General features: G+C 47.3%; 21 protein-coding genes and 1 pseudogene. 15 read left to right on the top strand and 7 right to left on the bottom strand.

What is annotated here, in order from left to right; genetic code table 11:
• Positions 1-10 precede the first annotated feature (10 nt).
• The 12 genes from rplR (at position 11) to rplQ (ending at position 6,130) form a co-directional block, all read left to right on the top strand.
• Complete coding sequence (gene rplR, locus MKZ32_RS13860) at positions 11-367, top strand: 50S ribosomal protein L18 (protein ID WP_239797806.1); 357 nt, start codon at positions 11-13, stop codon at positions 365-367.
• Positions 368-401: 34 nt separating this feature from the next.
• Positions 402-902, top strand: a complete 501-nt coding sequence (rpsE, locus tag MKZ32_RS13855; RefSeq protein ID WP_420887768.1) for a 30S ribosomal protein S5 — start codon at positions 402-404, stop codon at positions 900-902.
• 4 nt (positions 903-906) lie between these two features.
• A complete protein-coding gene (rpmD, locus tag MKZ32_RS13850; RefSeq protein WP_239797805.1) occupies positions 907-1,116 on the top strand; it encodes a 50S ribosomal protein L30 in 210 nt (69 codons plus the stop codon).
• Positions 1,117-1,118: 2 nt separating this feature from the next.
• Positions 1,119-1,553 (top strand): 50S ribosomal protein L15, encoded by a 435-nt coding sequence (gene rplO, locus MKZ32_RS13845; RefSeq protein ID WP_239797804.1) that lies wholly within the window; start codon positions 1,119-1,121, stop codon positions 1,551-1,553.
• Positions 1,554-1,564: 11 nt separating this feature from the next.
• Complete coding sequence (gene secY / locus MKZ32_RS13840) at positions 1,565-2,884, top strand: preprotein translocase subunit SecY (RefSeq protein ID WP_239797803.1); 1,320 nt, start codon at positions 1,565-1,567, stop codon at positions 2,882-2,884.
• Entirely contained in the window at positions 2,884-3,102 is a 219-nt protein-coding gene (gene infA, locus MKZ32_RS13835) for a translation initiation factor IF-1 (RefSeq protein ID WP_173054602.1), read from the top strand. Before secY ends, infA begins: the two co-directional genes overlap by 1 nt.
• A 28-nt stretch (positions 3,103-3,130) precedes the next feature.
• A complete protein-coding gene (rpmJ, locus tag MKZ32_RS13830; protein ID WP_173054604.1) occupies positions 3,131-3,247 on the top strand; it encodes a 50S ribosomal protein L36 in 117 nt (38 codons plus the stop codon).
• Positions 3,248-3,317: 70 nt separating this feature from the next.
• Entirely contained in the window at positions 3,318-3,683 is a 366-nt protein-coding gene (rpsM, locus tag MKZ32_RS13825; protein WP_239797802.1) for a 30S ribosomal protein S13, read from the top strand.
• Between the two features lie 18 nt (positions 3,684-3,701).
• Entirely contained in the window at positions 3,702-4,091 is a 390-nt protein-coding gene (rpsK, locus tag MKZ32_RS13820) for a 30S ribosomal protein S11 (protein WP_173054608.1), read from the top strand.
• A gap of 15 nt (positions 4,092-4,106) precedes the next feature.
• Positions 4,107-4,736: a 30S ribosomal protein S4 gene (rpsD, locus tag MKZ32_RS13815; RefSeq protein WP_239797801.1), complete on the top strand. Its 630-nt coding sequence runs from the start codon at positions 4,107-4,109 to the stop codon at positions 4,734-4,736.
• 17 nt (positions 4,737-4,753) lie between these two features.
• On the top strand, positions 4,754-5,725 hold the full coding sequence (locus MKZ32_RS13810; protein WP_239797800.1) for a DNA-directed RNA polymerase subunit alpha: 972 nt from the start codon (positions 4,754-4,756) through the stop codon (positions 5,723-5,725).
• Positions 5,726-5,737: 12 nt separating this feature from the next.
• Entirely contained in the window at positions 5,738-6,130 is a 393-nt protein-coding gene (gene rplQ, locus MKZ32_RS13805; RefSeq protein ID WP_239797799.1) for a 50S ribosomal protein L17, read from the top strand.
• 323 nt (positions 6,131-6,453) lie between these two features.
• Here the strand turns inward: rplQ and MKZ32_RS13800 are convergent, their stop codons facing one another.
• On the bottom strand, positions 6,454-6,864 hold the full coding sequence (locus tag MKZ32_RS13800) for a hypothetical protein (RefSeq protein WP_239797798.1): 411 nt from the start codon (positions 6,862-6,864) through the stop codon (positions 6,454-6,456).
• Positions 6,865-6,868: 4 nt separating this feature from the next.
• On the bottom strand, positions 6,869-7,210 hold the full coding sequence (locus MKZ32_RS13795; protein WP_239797797.1) for a hypothetical protein: 342 nt from the start codon (positions 7,208-7,210) through the stop codon (positions 6,869-6,871).
• A 474-nt stretch (positions 7,211-7,684) separates the two neighbouring features.
• Here MKZ32_RS13795 and MKZ32_RS13790 point away from each other — a divergent pair.
• Positions 7,685-8,638 (top strand): annotated as a pseudogene (locus tag MKZ32_RS13790) (IS1595 family transposase).
• Positions 8,639-8,921: 283 nt separating this feature from the next.
• On the opposite strand, the gene MKZ32_RS13785 reads toward MKZ32_RS13790, so the two are convergent.
• Both MKZ32_RS13785 and uvrA read right to left on the bottom strand, forming a co-directional pair.
• Complete coding sequence (locus tag MKZ32_RS13785) at positions 8,922-9,872, bottom strand: hypothetical protein (protein WP_239797796.1); 951 nt, start codon at positions 9,870-9,872, stop codon at positions 8,922-8,924.
• A 347-nt stretch (positions 9,873-10,219) separates the two neighbouring features.
• Positions 10,220-13,048, bottom strand: coding sequence for an excinuclease ABC subunit UvrA (uvrA, locus tag MKZ32_RS13780; protein WP_239797795.1), 2,829 nt, complete (start codon positions 13,046-13,048; stop codon positions 10,220-10,222).
• An 88-nt stretch (positions 13,049-13,136) separates the two neighbouring features.
• Between uvrA and MKZ32_RS13775 the strand changes: the two genes are divergently transcribed.
• Entirely contained in the window at positions 13,137-14,495 is a 1,359-nt protein-coding gene (locus MKZ32_RS13775) for an MFS transporter (RefSeq protein ID WP_239798167.1), read from the top strand.
• A 1-nt stretch (position 14,496) separates the two neighbouring features.
• On the top strand, positions 14,497-14,955 hold the full coding sequence (locus MKZ32_RS13770; RefSeq protein WP_239797794.1) for a single-stranded DNA-binding protein: 459 nt from the start codon (positions 14,497-14,499) through the stop codon (positions 14,953-14,955).
• 343 nt (positions 14,956-15,298) lie between these two features.
• Here the strand turns inward: MKZ32_RS13770 and MKZ32_RS13765 are convergent, their stop codons facing one another.
• The 3 genes from MKZ32_RS13765 to MKZ32_RS13755 are packed head-to-tail and all read right to left on the bottom strand — an operon-like array spanning position 15,299 to position 16,628.
• Positions 15,299-15,709, bottom strand: coding sequence for a DUF3106 domain-containing protein (locus tag MKZ32_RS13765; RefSeq protein WP_239797793.1), 411 nt, complete (start codon positions 15,707-15,709; stop codon positions 15,299-15,301).
• Positions 15,710-15,717: 8 nt separating this feature from the next.
• Complete coding sequence (locus MKZ32_RS13760; protein ID WP_239797792.1) at positions 15,718-16,062, bottom strand: DUF3619 family protein; 345 nt, start codon at positions 16,060-16,062, stop codon at positions 15,718-15,720.
• Positions 16,059-16,628, bottom strand: coding sequence for an RNA polymerase sigma factor (locus MKZ32_RS13755; protein ID WP_239798166.1), 570 nt, complete (start codon positions 16,626-16,628; stop codon positions 16,059-16,061). Before MKZ32_RS13755 ends, MKZ32_RS13760 begins: the two co-directional genes overlap by 4 nt.
• Positions 16,629-16,873: the final 245 nt, after the last annotated feature.

The following is a 16,873-nucleotide window of genomic DNA, read 5'->3' as shown; positions in this document are numbered from 1 at the left end:
GAGGCGGATAATGTTTATCAAGAATGATGCGCGTCAGCGCAGGGCTCGTAAAACGCGTGCCAAAATTGCTGGTCAAAAATCGATTCGTTTGGCAATACGCCGCAGCAATTTACACATTTATGCTCAGGTAATTTCTGCTTGCGGCAGTAAAGTGTTAGTCAGTGCTTCAACTTTAGAGGCTGAGGTACGGAAAGAATTTGCTAATGGGGGAAATATTGCTGCTGCCATAATGGTGGGGAAGCGTATCGCTGAAAAAGCTAAAGACGCTGGTATTGCTGAAGTTGCTTTTGACCGTTCTGGCTATAAATATCACGGTCGCGTAAAAGCGCTTGCTGCTGCGGCACGTGAGCATGGCTTGAAGTTCTAACTTGAGGTGAATGATGGCTAAAGCGCAGGGAAGAATGCAACAATCGGAAGATCGTGGTGATGGTCTTATCGAGAAGATGATTTCGATCAATCGTGTAACCAAGGTAGTGAAGGGGGGTCGCATTATGGGATTCGCCGCGCTGACTGTAGTTGGAGATGGCGATGGTCGCATAGGCATGGGCAAGGGGAAATCTAAGGAGGTGCCGGTTGCCGTACAAAAATCGATGGAAGAAGCACGTCGAAAGATGGTTAATGTTAATTTGAATAAAGGCACTCTGCATCATACGGTGATTGGGCGTCATGGCGCTGCAAAGGTGTACATGCAGCCAGCATCTGAAGGTACGGGGATTATTGCGGGTGGCGCAATGCGTGCTGTGTTTGAGGCAGTGGGTGTACATAATGTCTTGGCCAAATGCATTGGTTCGAGTAATCCATACAATGTAGTGCGCGCAACTCTGAATGGGCTGCAGGCTATCAATTCTCCATCTGAAATTGCTGCCAAGCGTGGTATGAGCATAGAAGAAATTCAGGGGTAATTCAATGGCACAGGCTCAACAAAAAGTAACAGCAATAACGGGAAAGCTTCGGGTAACGCTGGTTAAAAGCGTGATCGGTACTAAAGAATCGCATCGTGCGTGTGTGCGTGGGTTAGGCTTGCGTCGTTTAAATCATACCGTCATAGTGGAAGATACGCCAGCTGTACGAGGCATGATTCACAAAGTCTATTACTTGGTTAAGTGCGAGGCATAAATATGCAACTCAATAAAATTAAACCTGCAGAAGGTTCTACTCACGCTAAGCGTCGCGTTGGACGTGGTATCGGTTGCGGTCTGGGTAAAACTTGTGGCCGCGGTCATAAAGGTCAAAAATCGCGTTCTGGTGGTTTTCATAAGGTTGGTTTTGAAGGGGGTCAGATGCCGCTACAACGTCGTTTGCCTAAGCGCGGTTTTATTTCTTTGACTCGTTATGACAGTGCTCAAGTTCGCTTATCTGACTTGGAAAAAATGGCAGTTGATGTGATCGACTTGTTGTCATTGAAGCAAGCTGGGGTTGTACCTGCTGCAGCGCGGATTGTTAAGGTTGTGATGTCTGGAGAGATCAAGCGCTCCGTGAAATTACAAGGTTTGTTGCTTACCAAAGGTGCGCGTGCTGCAATTCAAGCTGCTGGCGGTAGCATTGTAGAGTAATGGTGGTTCCTGTGGATGCAGTAGCTAAAAAGCGTTTGAATAATGGAAAGTATGGTGATCTTGGTCGCCGTTTATGGTTTTTGTTGGGTGCATTGGTAGTTTACCGTATTGGTGCGCATATACCGGTGCCAGGCATTGACCCTATGGTGTTGGCCGATTTGTTCAATTCGCAAAAGAGCGGTATTTTAGGCATGTTTAACATGTTTTCCGGTGGTGCCCTCTCGCGTTTTACGATTCTAGCGCTGGGTATCATGCCGTATATATCTGCTTCCATTATCATGCAATTGGCCACGCATGCGGTACCGCATCTAGAACAGTTGAAGAAAGACGGTGAGACGGGCCGTCGTAAGATTACTCAGTACACCCGCTATGGCACCTTGGTGCTGGCACTTTTTCAAGCATTTGGTATGTCCGTGGCACTACAATCACAAGCAGGATTGGTGTTGCATCCAGGAATGATGTTTCAAATGACTACGGTAATTACCTTGTTATCTGGCACAATGTTTTTAATGTGGTTGGGAGAGCAAATTACTGAGCGTGGCCTAGGAAATGGTATCTCTCTGATTATTTTTGCTGGGATTGCTGCGGGATTGCCTAATGCAATTGGTAGTACCCTGGAGTTAGCGCGTACTGGTGCGTTCTCTATTCCGCTAGTGTTATTGCTGTTGCTTGGTTCGATTGGAATAACAGCGTTGGTAGTGTTCGTTGAGCGCGGTCAGCGAAAGATTCTTGTTAATTATGCCAAGCGTCAAGTGGGAAATAAGGTATATGGCGGTCAAAGTTCGCATTTGCCGTTAAAAGTAAATATGGCTGGCGTTATACCGCCAATTTTTGCCTCAAGTATTATTTTATTCCCGGCAACGTTGGCTAGCTGGTCTGCTAGCGGTCAAGGATTGAATTGGTTGAAAGATATCAGTGACAAACTGTCCCCAGGTCAGCCTATATATGTGATGTTGTATGCGGCGGCAATTATTTTCTTCTGTTTTTTTTATACAGCACTAGTCTTTAACCCGAAAGAAACGGCAGAGAACCTGAAGAAAAGTGGCGCTTTTTTACCTGGGATTCGTCCCGGTGATCTCACTGCCCGATACATTGAAAATATCATGCTGCGCTTGACGTTGGTTGGTGCGGTGTACGTAACATTGGTGTGCCTGCTGCCGGAGTTCTTGGTTGTAAAATGGAACGTGCCATTCTACTTTGGCGGTACATCGTTATTAATTATGGTGGTGGTGACCATGGATTTTATGTCGCAAGTTCAGTCCTATCTGATGACGCATCAGTATGAAAGCTTGTTAAAGAAGGCAAATTTTAAGGGTGGGTTGATTCGCTGATGGCCAAGGAAGATGCGATGCAAATGCAGGGAGAGGTTGTCGAATCTCTCCCCAATGCAACCTTTCGTGTAAAGCTAGAAAATGGTCATATAGTGTTGGGTCATATTTCCGGTAAGATGCGTATGCACTATATTCGTATTTTGCCTGGTGATAAAGTTACGGTTGAATTAACACCGTATGACTTGACCAAAGGGCGCATTACCTTTCGCGCCAAGTAGTAGTTGTGTGTAGTGTTAAGGAGAAAAAATGAAAGTGCAAGCATCGGTAAAAAAAGTTTGTCGTAATTGTAAAGTAGTACGGCGTAAAGGAGTGGTGCGCGTGATCTGTAGTAGCGATGCACGCCACAAGCAACGCCAGGGCTAAGTGAGGGTGAGGCAAGCTTCTCTCTCAAATGGTAATTTTTAATGCCTTTTTTAAACGATAGGGTAGTTGCATGGCTCGTATTGCAGGGGTAAACATTCCAAATCATCAACACACTGTAATCGCTTTGACCGCGATCTATGGTGTTGGTAACACTCGGGCGCGTAAAATATGCGCCACTGTCGGAGTTAACATATCCACCAAAATAAAAGATCTCGCTGATGCGGAAATGGATAAGTTGCGCGATGAGGTCGCTAAGTTTACGGTGGAAGGTGATTTGCGTCGAGAAATTTCGATGAATATAAAGAGATTGATGGACTTGGGTTGCTATCGTGGCTTGCGCCATCGCCGTGGTTTGCCAGTGCGGGGACAACGAACGCGCACTAATGCACGCACCCGCAAGGGTCCGCGCAAGTCTGTTGCCGGCGCCAAGAAGTAATTTTCGAGAGGATTGAGCATGGCTAAAACAAACACGCGAGTGCGCAAGAAAGTCAAAAAGAACGTAGCTGAGGGCATTGCCCATGTGCACGCTTCCTTTAACAATACTATTGTGACAATTACTGACCGTCAGGGTAATGCTTTGGCTTGGTCTACTAGTGGCAGCAATGGTTTTAAAGGCTCGCGTAAAAGCACGCCGTTCGCAGCGCAAATTGCTGGTGAGACAGCCAGTAAGGCAGCTCAGGAATGTGGCGTAAAGAACCTTGAAGTGCGCATAAAAGGTCCCGGCCCTGGTCGTGAATCGGCAGTGCGTGCTTTGAATGCGGCAGGTTTTAAAATTACCAGCATTTCTGACATTACGCCAGTTCCACACAATGGCTGCCGTCCGCCAAAAAAGCGTCGTATCTAAATTTAGGAGATAGCCTTGGCTAGAAATCTGGATCCAAAGTGCCGTCAGTGCCGTCGCGAAGGCGAAAAGCTGTTTCTGAAGGGCGAAAAATGTTTTACCGACAAATGCGGGGTTGAGCGTCGTGCTTATCCTCCTGGTCAGCACGGACAAAAGAAAAACTCTCGCTTGTCTGATTACGGTGGTCAGTTGCGTGAAAAGCAAAAAGTTCGTCGTATTTACGGCATGCTCGAGCATCAATTTCGTTTGACCTATCGCTCTGCAGAAATACAGCGCGGCATTACTGGTGAAAATTTATTGCAGTTGCTGGAATCACGCTTGGATAATGTGTCTTATCGCATGGGTTTCGGTGCATCTCGTTCCGAGGCGCGTCAAGTAGTCCGCCACAATGGTATCTTGGTGAATGGCAAACGTGTCAATATACCGTCTTATCAGGTTCGTACTGGTGATGTGGTCGAGATAGCAGACAACGCTAAGATGCAGTTGCGCGTTAAGGCGGCATTGCAAGCAGCCGAGCAACGCGGTTTTCCGGAATGGGTTGAGGTTGACTCTAAGGCTATGAAGGGCACATATAAGTCTAAGCCTCAACGCTCTGAGTTGCCTGCGTCTATTAACGAACATCTTATTGTCGAGTTGTATTCCAAGTAATTCATGCGGAGTCGGATATGCATAACAATGATTTTCTGAAACCCCGCATTATCGAAGTGCAAAGAATTTCCAGCATGCAGGCTAAAATTGTGATGGAGCCTTTTGAACGTGGTTATGGGCATACACTTGGTAATGCCTTGCGCCGCATATTGTTGTCTTCCATGCCCGGCTATGCTCCTACCGAGGTCAAAATTGCCAGTGTGCTACATGAATACTCTTCTATTGATGGCGTGCAGGAAGATGTAGTTGAAATCTTGCTTAACTTAAAGGGCGTAGTGCTTAAGCTCCATAATGCTAATGTAGTGATGCTGACTCTGAAGAAAGAAGGTGTAGGTGTGGTGACGGCAGGTGATATCATCGTCGATGCTGACACTGAGGTGATTAATCCTTCTCACGTCATTGCCCATCTGACTGCGGGCGGTAAGTTAGATATGGAAATTAAGGTCGAGCAAGGTCGCGGCTATGTATCAGCCATTGCTCGTCAGTCTCCGCTTGAAAGTCGTGCAGTTGGACATATCGCTCTTGATGCCTCTTTTAGCCCGGTGAGCCGGGTTAGCTATGCGGTTGAAAGTGCTCGTGTGGAACAGCGCACCGATTTAGACAAACTGATAATGGAAATTGAAACTAATGGTGCTATTGACCCTGAAGAAGCCATTCGTTATGCGGCCCGTATATTAGTTGAACAGTTTTCAGTATTTGCTGCATTGGAAGGCACGCCAGCGCCTGTGGAAAAGCCACAAACCCCTAAGGTTGACCCTATGCTGTTGCGTCCAGTAGACGATTTGGAGCTGACTCCACGTTCATCCAATTGTCTTAAGGCACAAAGCATTCATTATGTCGGAGATTTAATTCAGAACACTGAAAATGATTTGCTACGTACCCCTAACTTGGGCCGTAAATCTTTGAATGAAATCAAGCAGGTGCTGGCTGAGCATGGTCTATCATTGGGAATGAAATTGGAAAATTGGCCAGTGACTATTGAGAAGTAAGAAAGGATAATTATGCGTCACCGTTTAGGACTAAGAAAACTTAATCGTACCAGCAGTCATCGTTTGGCAATGCTGCGCAATATGATAGCTTCTTTGCTGCGTCATGAAGTTATAAAAACTACGCTGCCTAAGGCAAAGGAACTACGTCGTGTAGCTGAGCCGATCTTGACTTTGGGTAAGAATCCTAGTTTGGCTAACCGCCGCTTGGCATTTGCGCGGTTGCGCGACCGTGAAATGGTTACTAAGCTGTTCGATGAGCTTGGTCCACGTTATGCAACTCGAAATGGAGGTTATTCACGTATCCTGAAATTTGGTTTTCGTAAAGGAGACAATGCACCAATGGCGCTGATAGAGTTGCTAGATCGGCCGTCGGTAACTCAACCGGTTGAAGCTGAAACAAAATAATACGAATAAATAAGGATGTATCGCCGGACCTGTCCGGCTTTTTTTTATTCATAAAATATTAGCCATGAATATACTTCTTGGAAGTATATTCAATCGAGGTTTGAGTTTTAAGAGGTATATTCTAAGGAGTTCAAGGAGTCTTTTTGATCGGTTAAAAATGGTTTTGAAGAAACATCGAACGCGTGCCTTGCAAATGCCGTGCTGCTTCATTATCAAGGTTTCTTCGGCTTACCTATCGAGTTGCCGAACGTAATGTTGGGCTTGATATATTGTTTACTCAATGTATGACTTGAGTTTCTCATAGGTAGGGTGTTAAAGATGGGTTAAGAAAACCAGCGTAAAAAGGCCGCTGCGGTCAATGCTGTTAGACCAAGCATTGCGAGCAGTTGCCATGCGAAATGTCGACGCTCTATGGTCAGAGTAGTAGAATAGCGTAGGTAAATTATGACGATGCTCACCCCGGAGACTGCACATAACATTTTAATAAGCAACGCAGCCATAGCAATGCCATGGATGTCTGGAAGTTTGTCGTAGTAATGATAGCTGACTGCAGCAAAGCTCATGCCGCTCATTGCTTGAGTTATCCATCCGAATCCAACTAGCCAAGCAAGTTTGCGGTGTAGAGCAGTTGTTCCTGGATATAATGCAAATGCGGCGCCGCCCATAACAGCAACGGCACCGAAATTATGCACCACCTGTACTACGGCGTAGTTCAGGTTTTCCATAACGATCATGCTGTTAGATTACGTTAATGTTGGTGCATGCTTGGCTTCCAATGGGAGTATGCCCCTTGTTAACTATTTTGATGCATATGGTGTGTTTTCCCGGATCCAGCGGTTCTACTGTGTAGGTACTTTTTAGTTTGCGTATTACCACCGCTTCCTTGTCATCCAAGTATAAATGTACATGATCGCCATTCGGACCGGGTGCTACCTCGTAGGAAACTTCGATTTTCGATTTTTTACTTATTTTTGCTCCATCAATGGGTGATGAAATCGTTACTGAAGCATCAGCTGCTACAACGACTGGAACGTAGCTACCCAAAAAAAACGATATTATTAGTGGTTTAAGTATGCGCATAGTTTTTCTCCTTGAAATGTATAGATAAAAAACATTATTTATATTACTCGGGGTGATGTTATCTGCTTTTAGCAACTTCATCAATATAACATGTTAAACGGATAGGCTGAAAGGATGATTTGCTTATTTACGCTTGGAAAAATGACGATTATTTTTTTCTGCATTTAGTGAACTTTATTGTAAAGTACAGTTTGTATAAGTGAATTTAGAGTGGCGAGCTGTCTTTATATTGGACCTTCTTAAAGGGTGAGATAAGAGGAGCGCATATTAAAAATATAAGTAGCTCACCAGTGAGTGATATAAAATTTACGGGTTGTATAAGCGTGTTGGAATCAAGTTTAGATTATTCTAAAGGTTAGTGTGGGCAATCGACGATTTCATGAGAGTTCCTGATTAGCCACGAAACTCTACAGGCTCATGTGGTGAGCCTGTAGAGGCGGATAATAAGCGCATACCGACAAGAGGAGATGCGCGATGGGGATCAACAAGATTCAGTTTCAAAAAGGTCTGTCGATGACTGGATTCATGGAAAATTACGGAACGGAGGATAAATGCTACGCAGCATTGGTTGCTTCGCGCTGGCCTGCCGGGTTTGTTTGTCCGAAGTGCGGGCGGTACGCACCATAGCACCTTCGAGCGCAAGGGACTGCATTACTGGCAGTGTTCGATGTGCCGGGAACAGACCACTGCAATCTGCGGGACGATTTTCCACGCCACGAAGCTGCCCCTGACCCACTGGTTTTTGGGTATGCATCTGTTGAGTCAATCGAAGAACAGCATATCGGCGCTGGAACTCAAACGTCATTTGGGGGTGCGCTACAAGACCGCCTGGCTGTTGAAACACAAGCTGATGCAAGTCATGACGGTGCGGGAAGAATCGCGCCAGCTCGACGGTCGCGTTGAGATCGACGACGCTTATCTGGGTGGGGAGTTGCCCGGCGGCAAGAGCGGCCGGGGCTCGGAGAACAAGGTGCCCTTCATCGCTGCGGTGCAGACCACTGAAACTGGCCATCCGCTGTTCGTTTGCCTGACCAGGCTGAAATTTACCAAAGACGCGATTGCCCAGTGGGCGAAGAAATCGCTGTGCGCGTCGGTTAATGTCATTTCCGATGGATTGGGGTGCTTCCGAGCCGTCACAGAATCTGGAGCCACTCACGAGCGCACCGTCACCGGCGGCAGTACTGCCTGCGTAAAGCTGGAGCAATTTCGCGCGGTCAATACCCTCTTAGGCAATCTGAAGACGATGTTCTCTGGAACCTACCATGCGTTCGATTTCTCCAAGTACGCCCATCGTTATCTCGCCGAGTTTCAATATCGATTCAACCGCCGCTTCGACCTGTCTGTCATTCTGGTCAGACTGCTTCGGCATCATCCGTCACTTCGCCCTATCCTGTGCGCCTCATTCGCGCGGCTGAACATTGTGGCTAATCAGGTGAGAGTTTAAGGTGGAAAAAGGATCAATGCTAATATTAGCCAATTTTATTGGTGAGTGAAGATGTAATAATTTGGAATAATAAAAAAGCCAGCTTAAGCTGGCTTTTTTATTATTCCAAATATGCTTGATAAAAAGCTGTTTCGCAATTAATTTAAGCTAGTATTTTTGTATAAAGTGGGTACCGTTCATTAAGCGACGGTACCCAAGTTTTACAGAAAATACATGCACTATACGGACGGCATAGTTCAAGTATTTTACAAATACAATAAATTCGCTTTAAACTGTAACTGCAACGCAAGCTTGCGTTCCCATATCGACCACTTCATGAAACTCATCTACTATCTTGATACAGATGTCGTGTTTTCCTGGTGCGAGCAGATCCAGACCAATCGTGTAGCCATAGCTACCGTTTAACAAATGTATCCCGGAAAAATGCTTGCCATCTATAAACAGATGCCCATGCTCATCATTGTATAGAATGGTTGGCGATTGATAACGGTATGTACCTTCAGGAGCTAACTTTGTGTAACCGGCATTTTGAGGTTGACGAGTAGTATCTACAAAGTTCCCGCCGGGTACTATTGCGTATTGAAGCCTGATCTTTGCCGGTTTTGTACCTGCTTTGGAATCAGTATTTTCTACGACTGCATTCATTGTTACAACTGAACCCGTTCCTCTTGGATCACCATTATTGACGCCGTGAATTTGAGTATAAGTTTTGCTCGCATTGGTTTCTTCAGAATGATAACCTAGACCCGTTTCTATCGGAGATACGCAATACGGAGCTCCACTGGCAATACAGCCTCCAGTACCATTCGCTCTGTCCCCCGCCCAGGATTCGTTAAAGTCTGTATCGTAAAGGGGTTTGCCATCTACATATGGAACAGCGGTTTTAAAGTCTGGGGTATATTTGGTGGGTTGTTTACCATGATAACTGGCTTGACCGGCACCGCCTTCTTCTTTTTGCCATTGCTCTAAATGATGTTTCCCGATGTTATATTGACCTTGGGTTTCATATTGGTATTTAGGGGCTGCTTCACCGCCGCCGGGAGGATAGTTGCCCGGTATGGCGACTTGCCTTTCTGGATGCAGACTGCCGGCTTGGGGATCGGGTGCAAACGAGCCGGCCGGGGGGAGAAAATTGTATTGAGCATGTGGGCCGTCATATGCCATGGCAGCCGGGGAACTAATAGCAAGCAGTAGTGCCAGTGAGTTAACTCTGCGCATAATTATTACTCCTCTAAGTAAATAAATAAAAAAGATAAACCCACTCGTACCGTCCGCGGGGGCTCTTAGAAACTTCTAACAGCTGGGTCAGGGTAACATAATATTGGTGAGTATTGCAAAAAAAATTGATACTTTTGTACTACGATTTAATGGCTTTCTATTCTTCTTGTTTAGAGCTTAAAATTTGATCGCGATATGTTGTCTTTACCTTTGATACGCTGTAGCAATAGATCCCTGGCTAATGCCGGAGATCATGTGGTTTTGTGGATGTAATGTACTGCGGATGGAGTGTGATTTGACGTAATGAAGAATGAATCAGGGGACGAGTGATTGATGGAACTAATCTCCTATTGTCTGGTTATTTTCAACATCTGTTTCAGGTAAGTGCCAGTAACGCTTTGCGGATTGGCGGCAATGTCATTTGGCGAACCTTGTGCGATGATATCCCCCCCGCCATCTCCGCCTTCAGGTCCAAGGTCTATGATCCAGTCGGCGGTTTTTATTACGTCGAGGTTATGTTCGATTACTACTACGGTGTTTCCTTGGTCACGCAGTTTCTGAATAACTTTCAGAAGCAAAGCGATATCATGAAAATGCAGGCCGGTTGTGGGCTCGTCTAAGATATACAGCGTCCGTCCGGTGTCGCGCTTGGAAAGTTCAAGCGATAATTTGATACGTTGTGCTTCACCGCCGGATAGCGTCGTGGCGCTTTGCCCCAATGTAATGTAGCCTAGCCCCACGTCGAGCATAGTTTGTAGTTTGCGTGCGATGATTGGTACCGGCTTGAAAAACTCATGCGCATGTTCCACTGTCATCTTCAAAATCTGGTGGATGTTTCGACCCTTGTATTGTACCTCGAGCGTTTCGCGGTTGTAGCGCATGCTATGGCATACGTCGCATGGCACATAGAGGTCAGGCAAGAAATGCATTTCGACCTTGATCACGCCATCGCCCTGGCATGATTCGCAACGTCCGCCTTTTACGTTGAACGAGAAGCGCCCCGGGCCATAGCCGCGCTCGCGCGATTGCGGCACTCCGGCGAATAGTTCGCGGATGGGCGTGAACAGGCCGGTGTAGGTGGCGGGGTTGGATCGAGGGGTGCGTCCAATGGGCGACTGGTCAACGTTAATGACCTTGTCAAAAAATTCCAGCCCGTCGATTTTGACATATGGTGCTGGTTCGGTGTTGCTTCCATACAAGTGTTGCGCGACGGCGTGATACAGCGTGTCATTGATGAGGGTTGACTTGCCGGAACCGGACACGCCTGTTACGCATACCAGCAGGCCAACAGGCAAATTAAGCGTAACCTGCTTCAGGTTGTTGCCGCATGCGCCTTGAATTTGCAGCATGCGTTCCGGATCGGGTGAGAGATAGTTTTTGGGTGTTTCAATGTTACGCCGCCCGGAAAGGTAATCACCTGTCAGCGATTGCTTGTTGGCGCACACTTCTTGCGGCGTGCCTTGCGCGACGATCATGCCCCCGTGCTCGCCCGCGCCTGGACCCATGTCCACCACGTGGTCGGCAGCCTGGATAGCATCCGCGTCATGTTCTACCACGATTACACTGTTGCCCATGTCGCGCAGGCGTTTCAGCGTGCCCAGCAAACGATCATTGTCACGCTGATGCAGGCCGATGGAAGGTTCGTCTAATACATACATCACACCGGTCAGACCGGAGCCAATTTGCGAGGCTAGGCGGATGCGTTGTGATTCACCACCTGATAAGGTCTCTGCCGAACGATCTAGCGATAGATATTCCAGGCCGACGTTGTTGAGGAAGGTCAGGCGGCTGGCGATTTCATGCACGATTCTTTCCGCGATGGCCTGCTTGTGACCTGGTAGCTTCACCTGTTGGAAGAAAGTGAGCGCCTGCTTCAAGGGTAATGCACTTAGTTCGTAAATGGCATGGCCTGCGATGCGCACATTGCGGGCTTCCAGGCGCAGGCGCGTACCTTTGCATTCAGGGCAGATGCAGGTGTTGAGATGTTTCGCCAGCTCCTCGCGCACGGTAGGTGATGTGGTTTCCTTGTAACGCCGCTCCAGATTATTGATAATGCCTTCGAATGTATGCTCGCGTAGTGTGGGTTTGCCGCGCTCGTTGAGATAGCTGAATGGGATTTCTTCCTTGCCGCTACCGTACAAAATAATCTGTTGTGTTTTTTCTGGCAGGCTTTCGAACGGACGTTCCAGATCAAAATCGTAATACTTGGCCAAGCTGTCCAGCATCTGGTAATAAAACTGGTTGCGCCGATCCCATCCTTTAATTGCCCCAGAACTTAACGATAATTGTGGAAAAGCGACAATCCGTTTTGGATCGAAGAAGCTGATGCTGCCTAACCCATCGCATTTTGGGCAGGCTCCCATTGGATTGTTGAACGAAAATAAGCGTGGTTCTAGTTCTGGCAACGAATAGTTGCAGATTGGGCAGGCAAATTTGGCAGAAAATATATGTTCTTCGCCGCTGTCCATTTCCACTGCCAATGCGCGCCCCTCGGCATGGCGCAATGCGGTCTCGAATGATTCTGCCAGGCGCTGCTGGTTGTCTGGGCTGGCTTTCAGCCGATCTACCACAATCTCAACAGTGTGTTTCTTGTTCTTTGCCAGCGCGGGCAGCTTATCTATCTCATACACCGTGCCGTTTACGCGCAGTCGCATGAAACCTTGTGCACGTAGCTCATTAAACAAATCAACTTGTTCGCCTTTGCGCTCAATGACCAATGGAGAAAGAATCATAATGCGCGTGTCTTGCGGCAGTTGCAGCACATGGTCCACCATCTGCCCAACGCTTTGGGCCTGTAATATCAGATCATGCTGCGGGCAATAGGGATCGCCCGCGCGTGCAAACAGTAGGCGCAGGTAATCGTGAATTTCCGTTACCGTGCCAACAGTGGAACGCGGGTTATGCGACGTGGCTTTTTGCTCAATAGCGATGGCAGGTGACAAGCCCTCTATCAAGTCCACATCCGGTTTTGCCATTAGTTGCAAAAACTGGCGTGCGTAAGCGGAAAGCGATTCGACATAGCGTCGTTGCCCCTCGGCATACAACGTGTCAAAGGCGAGGGAAGACTTGCCGGAACCCGACAATCCGGTGATGACCACAAGTTGATTGCGCGGCAAATCGAGGCTGATGTTTTTCAGGTTGTGCGTGCGTGCGCCACGTATTTTAATGCTGTCCATGCCGGTTACCGTAGGTTGCGCTAAACCTGCTAATATACGCGATTTTTTGCGCTTTCAATACTTCAATATGGAATACACACCTGATTCAATGACACCACTTGAGCGTCGCGCCAGCATGGGCTTAGCCGGTATTTACGGCTTGCGCATGCTGGGGCTGTTCATCATTCTGCCGGTATTTGCGCTGTACGCCGCCGAACGACTGCCCGGCGGTGAAAGTCATGTCCTGATTGGCATTGCCCTCGGTGCTTACGGCTTGACCCAGGCTGTATTGCAAATCCCAGCTGGCTGGATGTCCGACCATTACGGGCGCAAACCGGTGATCTATGCTGGGCTTCTTCTATTCGCTATCGGCAGTTTCATCGCAGCTTCGGCGGACAATATCTATTGGGTCATCGCCGGTCGTGCGATCCAGGGCGCGGGAGCAATCAATGCTGCCGTGATGGCGCTAACGGCTGACCTGACGCGTGAGGAAGTCCGCACCAAGTCGATGGCGATGATAGGAATCACTATTGGTATTACATTTTCGATATCACTGGTGCTGGCACCAATGTTGTATCAAGCAATAGACGTGCCCGGAATTTTTGCGCTAACCGGCGTATTGGCGCTTCTGGCCATGCTGTTTGTGGCCTTTGTAATTCCAAATCCGGCCATCACGCGCTTCCATTCTGGTTCCGGGGCGAGCAGCAAGCGATTTGGCGATGTGCTGCGAAACAAAGATTTGCTGCGACTCGATTTCGGTATTTTTTCCTTGCACGCGATTCTAATGTCGGTATTCATGCAAGTGCCATTCGTGCTGAAAAATAATGGGCTGGAGGTTGTGCAACATTGGCAAGTATATCTGCCGGTTATGTTGCTAGCCCTCATATTGATGGTGCCGCCCATCATTGTCGCCGAGAAAAAAGCAAAGATGAAGCAAGTGTTTATGGGCGCGATTGCACTGGCAGCGCTAGGGCAATTATCATTAATGCTGATGCAGGGCAGTGTATGGGGTGTGATGGTGTCGCTGTTGCTGTTCTTCACCGCATTTAACGTATTGGAGGCGACATTGCCGTCAATGATCAGCAAGATTGCCCCGCTGGCGGCCAAGGGAACGGCGATGGGCGTATATAGCAGCGTGCAATTTCTCGGCGCATTCTTTGGTGCGATGGCGGGCGGTTTTCTGATGCAATATGTTGGCGGTAATGCTGTGTTTGCATTTGCGGTAGGTTTGTTATTGTTGTGGTTGCTAGTTGCCAGCACCATGCAGCCGCCCGCAGCGGTGCGTACTAAAATGTACCCGTTGCCTGAAATGGATGGGCGTGCGGGCGCTGTTTTGCAACAACGCTTGGCGCAATTAAATGGGGTGCGCGAGGTAATGGTGGTGCCAGCCGAATGTATGGCTTGCCTTAAAGTAGATATGAGTGGCTTTGACGAAGCCGCGGTAGAAAATTTAGTGAAAGGGGAATGATATGTCGGTAAACAAAGTGATTTTAGTAGGGCGGCTGGGCAAAGATCCGGAAACGCGTTACATGCCCAATGGCGAAGCAGTGACCAATGCCACGTTGGCTACCTCAGAAAACTGGAAGGACAAAAGCGGCGAGAAACAGGAAAAAACAGAATGGCATAACTTGACTTTCTACCGTCGCCTGGCAGAAATTGCCGGAGAATTTCTGAAGAAAGGTTCAATGATTTACGTTGAGGGTAAGCTTGCCACGCGTAAATGGCAGGACAAGGAAGGCAAGGATCGTTACACCACCGATATCATTGTTAATGAGATGCAGATGCTGTCCAGCAAATCGGGCAGTGGTAATTTTGACATGGTGGATAAACCAGCTGCATCATCGTCAGCTGGTGCACTTGCTGCCAATAAACCGGCACCAGTTAAGAGCGGTGGTTTCGATAATTTCGATGATGACATACCGTTCTGAAACACCTGCGACTGTTTTGTAAGGTATTAAAAATAAAGCCTCTATAAATAGGGGCTTTATTACTTTCATCAATGTAAATTAGCTTATAAAAGAAACGTATGAAGTTAAAAAACAGGGGGCTTAAAATTCATGGCGCTAGAACTGCTACGCCAAACAGCTTAAAAATTGCAGCTGCACCTATGGGTAAGCAACAAAAGTGAAATAGACAGTTTGAAAGCGAAATTATAGAAGCATTGGATTTCATTTTTTCAGCGCACCTCACTTCATATCAATGTAAATCCGTGTAATCGAGTTGTTGCAGTGTGCACCCAGAATTCATCATTAGGAAGCATGACTATAAATTTTATGGCGTGTTGGTTAATACAGGGTTTACAGCAGGCATGCTCAATTTTTCAGCTTCTTGTTGGCGGATCATTTGTTTGACCTGTTCGCGTTTTTCCAGAGGAACTTTGCTAAATGCCTGGAATTTTTCGCGGGCACGGTTACGCTGTTCAGGCGTTAGTTTGCTCCATTTTTCCAACCTGTTATGCAGGCGTTGTTTCTGTACTGCATCAAGCTGTGGGTAGTGTTTCGCCAAATTGATGAGACGCTGCTGCTGCTGTGGTTGCAGTGCATTCCATTCTTTAGAGAGCGGAGCCAGTGCTTCTCGTTGCACTGGGGTGAGATTATACCATGCCTGTGCCCCAGCTATTGCTGGCAGAAACAAAAGTATGGCGACGCTGAATGTGAGCAGGCGATGGCGGATTAGGTACATGATTTGTATCAGTCAACGTAAAAGTGTATGGGCAAATCACCAGTCAGAATGGCGATATCTACGTCGGTTGTATCCGATTTTGTAATTTGATTCCAATAAGCTGTAGCACTGAACAAAATAATCGCAACCAGCAAAGTGGTAGCCCACAAGCGCGACTTGTGTTGAGTACCGAAGGCTTGCCATATGGCATGCCCAGCTCGGGCAAATACCGGCTCAACACTACGTGTAGTATAGCGTGCCATGGCTTGTTTCCGTGCGTGGTGCAGGCGTGTTAGCGTAGGTCGTTCGAGTTGTGCGACGGAGTGGTTAAGCAACTGCTTGATATTTTCATGGTTCAGTTCCTCTTTTTTCATGGCAAGTGAACTCCTTTTTTCCTCAAGATGGCTGCGAGGCTATGGGTAGCGCGTGAACAGTGTGTTTTGACGCTACCTTCCGAGCAACCCATGATCGCCGCCGTTTCTGTAGTATCCATATCCTCCCAATAACGCAACAGGAAGGCCTCTCGTTGACGTGCTGGGAGAATGATTAATGCTTCTTCAATCAGAGCAATAAGTTGGGATTGTTCAAAAGATGCCTCAGGAGCAAGTCCTTGGCTGTTGTTGTCTTCGTCCTGAAGGCTATCCAGAGGGTCATATTCAGCCTCCTCGTGCTGTGGAATCAGCGAGGACATCAGCGAAACCCATCTGGAGCGCACTTTCTGCCTTCTGCAATGGTCGCGAATAGTGTTTTGCAGGATACGCTGAAATAACATGGGCAGCTCATTTACAGGTTTACCGCCATATTTTTCGGCAAGCTTAAGCATAGAGTCCTGTACGATATCTAGCGCCACATGTTCGTTACGTATCGCGAACAATGCTTGTTTGTAAGCGCGGCGTTCGGTTTCAGCGAGAAATCTGGAAAGTTCGTCGTGGCTGGCCAGTTTGAAATGCTCCCCTGATGGGTGATAGCTACTGGGTAATATTGAAATTCAATCGTTACCCAAATTCTAAATTCAAGGTGCCAAAAAATTACACGGCGCTAAATGTTTTTGATATGTAAGCAAGTAAATTTTAGAGCAACACTGCAATTGGGATGATTTTTTTAATTTTCATAGACGTCCTACTAAATTAATGAGTGATCCATGCTAACAAATTTCATCATAAATCAATAGATAATTGTTAATCC

This window comes from Candidatus Nitrotoga arctica (genome assembly GCF_918378365.1).
GTDB lineage: Bacteria > Pseudomonadota > Gammaproteobacteria > Burkholderiales > Gallionellaceae > Nitrotoga > Nitrotoga arctica.
This window is presented reverse-complemented; position numbering and strand designations above follow the sequence as displayed.